The sequence below is a fragment of the Candidatus Sordicultor fermentans genome (assembly GCF_012728195.1).
GTDB classification, from domain to species: Bacteria; Atribacterota; Atribacteria; order Atribacterales; family Caldatribacteriaceae; genus Sordicultor; species Sordicultor fermentans.
This window is the reverse complement of the sequence record NZ_JAAYFP010000177.1, coordinates 1-4,827: the sequence shown is the minus strand read 5'-3', so window position 1 is coordinate 4,827 and position 4,827 is coordinate 1. Positions and strand designations below refer to the sequence as shown.

Here is a 4,827-nt window from a genome sequence, read left to right as displayed (position 1 = left end):
CCGGGCTTTCCTAAATCCATACCCTCTTTAATTTCGTTACCTTTCAAAATTTCCCAAGCTACTCTACAAGACACATATCCGGCATCGGCAGGAACCCAAAAGTGAATCGATCTTGCAGAGCCATTTTTAAGATAATCATAAGCCACCGATGGCAAACAAGTACCATATGCTGCACACTTACCTATGCGACCCATTTCCTCTATGGCTAAAGCCGCTCCCGGAACGGTGCTCATAGCGCTACCCATAATCCCCTTCAGATTAGGATAAGTTCTTAAAAGCTCCAAAGTTTTTTCATAAGCGATTTGCTGATTTTCCTGTTCTTCTAATCTGTCGGTTACTAATTTCATATTAGGATACTTCTCTTTTTGTTGAGCTATTTCAGCATCAACCCATTCATTATGCGTTGGTGAAGTAAGGTGGCCGACAAAACAAGCATATTCTCCTTCATAGTTCATATCTGCCGCCATAACATCCATCATATGCCTTCCATAGGCCTCATTATCAAAAGCTTCTACATCAAAGCTCACCTGCTTTTGGTTCGATGACTCATGGGTTAAAGTGATAATTCCAGCATCATTTGCTTTTTTAAATACTGGCTCCAATGCTACCGGGTCATTAGGCACCACTATTATAGCATCTACCTTTTTAGCAATAAGGTCTTCAATCAAAGCAACTTGAGATGCTGGATCAGCCGTAGCAGCAGCAATTTGATAAGCGTTTACACCGGTTTCCTTAGCAAATTCTTCGACTCCCAATCTCATATTATCAAACCAGGCTACTCCTTCAAGTTTTGCTACTAAAACAATTTCAAAATCAGTATCATCAGCGGCCCCTGCTACCATAAACATGGGAAATGCCCACAACATAAGGGTTGAAACCAACAACAATAATCTAAATTTCCTCATTGTTTCCTCCTAATAAACATTATTTTACACAATTCTTGGCCACACTATTTTCAAAGTTTTCCCTAAAACTATCTCTAACATAGTTTACAATTTTTCCACTAATTTACCGTTTTCGCTAACAAGCTCCTAGATTTTAGGTATCTAAGTATACCCCCCTTTCTCCCTGATAGGCTTTCGGTCTTTGAGAAAAAGCCCACAAGAAATTTTACAAAAACTCAAATTTTATTTTACAGCACTTATTCTTAAAGTCAACCCTTCTTATCCCAGTTCCGTGGTTGTTCTATGTGCTAACCACTTCCTAGAGCTCCCAAAATATATCATTCTCTCAATTAGACCAAGCAATCTCTACCACCTATGCTTTGTAACAACAGGATATAAAACTGAAACTATTCTTTCTCAATTTCTTGAGCAATAGTCTTGAGGTTCTGCAATCCCTTTATGGCCAGCTCTTCCCCAGTTTCAGCTAATTTCCTCCAGATGGCACACTGCCGGTTTAGCTCTTCAAAACTGGGGTCAAAGGATTCAATAACTAAAGGTCCATTGTATCCAATATCTTTTAGAGCCTGAAAAAATTCTCTCCAGGGTACCAGTCCCGTCCCCGGTATTCCTCGATTATTTTCACACACATGAACATATCCCAGATACTCTTTCCCACAAGTTTCTACTGCTCCCCTGAAGCTCGTCTCTTCCCGAATCATGTGGAAAGAATCCAGATGCACTTTCACATTCCCCGTTCCCACGTCGTTACAGTAGCGCACTGCATCTTCAGCAACATTTAAAAAATGGGTCTCAAACCGGTTAACTGGCTCTACAGCAATAATGAGGTCACTTCTCTCCCTGGCATATTCCGCTATTTCTCGCATGGCATCAATAGACCAATCCCATTCTTCTTCCGTTCTTGGTCTTCCTGGTAAATACCCCCAGGCAGCGTAGTTTACTCCCCCGGTTATTTTAGAGCCTAACTCCACGTTGATATCTATCAAAAGTTTCATATGTTTAATCCCTTGAGCCCTGATATCCGAGTCAGGAGAAATAAGGTTGGTTTCCTCACCCAGGGTGGTGGTAGTCACAACTTCTATCCCCACTTCCTCTACTTTCTTTTTCACTAAACTTGTGGGGAAGCTCTCTGGATGACTGATAGATATGTCCAAAACTTCAAACCCCAATTCTTTTGCTTTGGGAATAATCCACAGATCTTTTTCTGAAAAAGCTTCCGACCAGATAAAAGTATCTACTCCAAACTTAAACATTTAAACTGCCTCCCCCTGTCATTTTTTAAATAAGTTCACTTTTATTTTTAATTTTTTATCATCATTGTTATTTTATCATCTTTAGATGTTATTAAAAATAACCCCCAAGTAATTACGCTAATTACTAAAATAATCGTAATATACGGTCATCTTGAAAAGACATCAGACCAGATTTATAATACCACCACCAGTAATAGGAGGAGGGAAAAAGATGAATAAGGAAGTCTCTCAAAGAAAAGCCAGAGCCCTACGATTTATAGTCCTCATGGGATTGGTAAGTCTGTTCGGTGACATAGTTTACGAAGGAGCAAGAGGGGTTACCGGTCCTTATTTAGCTCTTTTAGGAGCGAGTGCATTTGCGGTAGGTTTAGTCGGGGGTCTGGGTGAATTCATCGGATATGCTCTCCGACTTCTTTCCGGTTTTATAGCTGACCGAACTAAGGCCTACTGGTTCTTCACCTTCATTGGTTATGGACTCATTTTCTCTATCCCTCTCCTTTCTTTTGCTAATAGCTGGTGGGTAGCAGCCCTATTTATAATTATGGAAAGAGCAGGCAAGGCTTTCCGCTCTCCAGCCCGAGATACCATTCTCTCCTACGCTACCAAAGAAGTGGGGCGAGGATTTGGCTTTGGCATCCATGAGGCGTTAGACCAGATTGGAGCTATTGTAGGCCCCCTAATTTTCTCTTTTATTATATTCTTTGGTGGCGATTATCGTGCAGGGTTTTCCATTCTCTGGATACCAGCCCTAATTGTTATAGTTATTCTGGTCATCGCCAGAAACCAGCTACCTCATCCTGAGAAACTGGAAACTTCTGAAGAACCAGAAGAGAAAGACAGTAAAATATTTTCCAGGGTATTTATTCTCTATTCTCTTTTTACTTTTCTCTCCGTAGCAGGATTTGCTAACTTCCCGCTCATTTCTTACCACCTCAAAATAAAGTCAATCATGAGTGATGTCCAGATTCCCACTTTTTATGCCCTGGCTATGGGAGTCGACGCTATAGTAGCTATTTTAATAGGAAAAGCCTATGACCGAGTGGGACTAAAAACTCTGATGGTTATCCCTTTACTTTCTCTCTTTATCCCCTTTTTGGCTTTTTCCAATAGTATTGCTTCCGTAATCATCGGAGTGATTTTGTGGGGAGGAGTTTTAGGTGTTCATGAAACCATAATGCGAGCAGCGATAGCTGACCTGACTCCTATAAGCCGTAGAGGTTCAGCTTATGGAATTTTCAATACCATCTACGGATTATCATGGCTCCTCGGAGGAGCTTTGATGGGAATACTTTACGAAATCTCTCTCTCTTATTTAATTATTCTGGCTGCGCTATTCGAGTTAGCCTCTATTCCTGTTTTGCTGGTTTTAGAAAGAGAACAAAAAACCAAATAAATTAAAATTCGTTATTTCAAACTCTTTCACATTTGTTATAATGACCTTATAAATACAAAGGATATTGGAGGAAATCCATGCGAGCACTTTTTGGAAAAGCACCTTTCAAGCTTGAATGGCGGGATTTACCCGTACCTGACTTGCAACCCGGTAAAATACTAGTGCGAGTGGAAGCAGGAGGTATATGTGGTACCGACATACATTTTCTCCGGTACAATGAAGAATGGACTCCACTGGGTCATGAGGCAGTGGGAATTGTTGAAAAAGCAAGCGATGGAGTAGAAGGAGTTCAAGTTGGCGACCGGGTAATCATTGAGAATCATGCTGCTTGTTGGAGATGTAAGCAGTGCAAAAATGGACGCCCTCAATACTGTGAGAATTTGACCACCTACATGTCAGACCAAGCCGGCTTCTCCGACTATTTGGTTGTCCGGTACGACATGGTGCATCATTACGACCCAAAACAGCTGGAGTTAACACACGCTTGTCTTGCTGAGCCCCTCACCGTAGCTTTAGATGTAACATTAAGAGCCGGTCTTGAGCTCAATGATGAGGTAGTTGTTTTTGGTCCAGGCCCCATCGGATTAATGGCTGTTAAAATTGCCAAACTGCAAGGTGCTCGTCGAGTCTTTCTCGTGGGTTCCAATCGCTCTACTCCCCGAGGAGCTTATCGTTTAGAAATAGGCCACAAAATGGGTGCTGATGTAATTCTAAGTTATGAAGAAAATAACGTGGTAGAAACAATATTGGCTGCTGTGCCTACAGGAGTTGATCGAGTGATTGTGACCGCACCTCCCCGGACAATCAAAGACGCTATTCAAATATCCCGCTTCGGGGGCATCATTGCCTTCAATGGTATCGAATTTGGAGCAGGAAGCCAAGTTACTTTTGACGCCAACGAATTCCACTTCAAAAAACTTCAACTACGGGCTTCCCATGCTATCCCCAACCACTATTTTCCTATGGCTATCGACCTTTTGGTCCAACGCGCTATCGACCCGACACTACTGCTAACCCATGTTTTTACCTTAGACGAAGCAGAAAAAGCCTTCCAAACTTTAACAAATCCGGAGGAGAAAGCCATCAAAGTGGTACTTAAACAATCTGCAAGGTAAATTAAAAAATGAAAACTGCTGAGACAGGAGCCACAGGTACTTTACTGGAAGAAGAGCTTGGCTTCCAGGTGTATAAATTTAAGAGTGGACCCTGGGGAGGAGATCAGCAAATTGGCGCTAAAATTGCTGATGGAGAAATAGACCTCTTAATTTTCTTCTGGGAT

General features: G+C 41.7%; 4 protein-coding genes and 1 pseudogene. 3 read left to right on the top strand and 2 right to left on the bottom strand.

The window, feature by feature from the left end; all coding sequences use genetic code 11:
• Together GXZ17_RS09040 and GXZ17_RS09035 are read right to left on the bottom strand one after the other, a co-directional pair.
• Nucleotides 1–905, bottom strand: a 905-nt coding sequence (locus GXZ17_RS09040; RefSeq protein WP_409376960.1) for an autoinducer 2 ABC transporter substrate-binding protein, incomplete at its 3' end; no start/stop codon positions are given.
• Between the two features lie 386 nt (nucleotides 906–1,291).
• The gene (locus tag GXZ17_RS09035; protein ID WP_409376959.1) at nucleotides 1,292–2,155 is read right to left on the bottom strand and encodes a sugar phosphate isomerase/epimerase family protein; all 864 of its coding nucleotides are present in this window, start codon (nucleotides 2,153–2,155) and stop codon (nucleotides 1,292–1,294) included.
• Between the two features lie 211 nt (nucleotides 2,156–2,366).
• Between GXZ17_RS09035 and GXZ17_RS09030 the strand changes: the two genes are divergently transcribed.
• From GXZ17_RS09030 to GXZ17_RS09020, 3 genes and pseudogenes are all read left to right on the top strand, one after another.
• Nucleotides 2,367–3,548: an MFS transporter gene (locus GXZ17_RS09030; RefSeq protein ID WP_409376958.1), complete on the top strand. Its 1,182-nt coding sequence runs from the start codon at nucleotides 2,367–2,369 to the stop codon at nucleotides 3,546–3,548.
• 77 nt (nucleotides 3,549–3,625) lie between these two features.
• A complete protein-coding gene (locus GXZ17_RS09025) occupies nucleotides 3,626–4,663 on the top strand; it encodes a zinc-dependent alcohol dehydrogenase (protein WP_409376957.1) in 1,038 nt (345 codons plus the stop codon).
• A 23-nt stretch (nucleotides 4,664–4,686) separates the two neighbouring features.
• A pseudogene (locus tag GXZ17_RS09020) lies at nucleotides 4,687–4,827 on the top strand (methylglyoxal synthase); the annotation flags it as partial.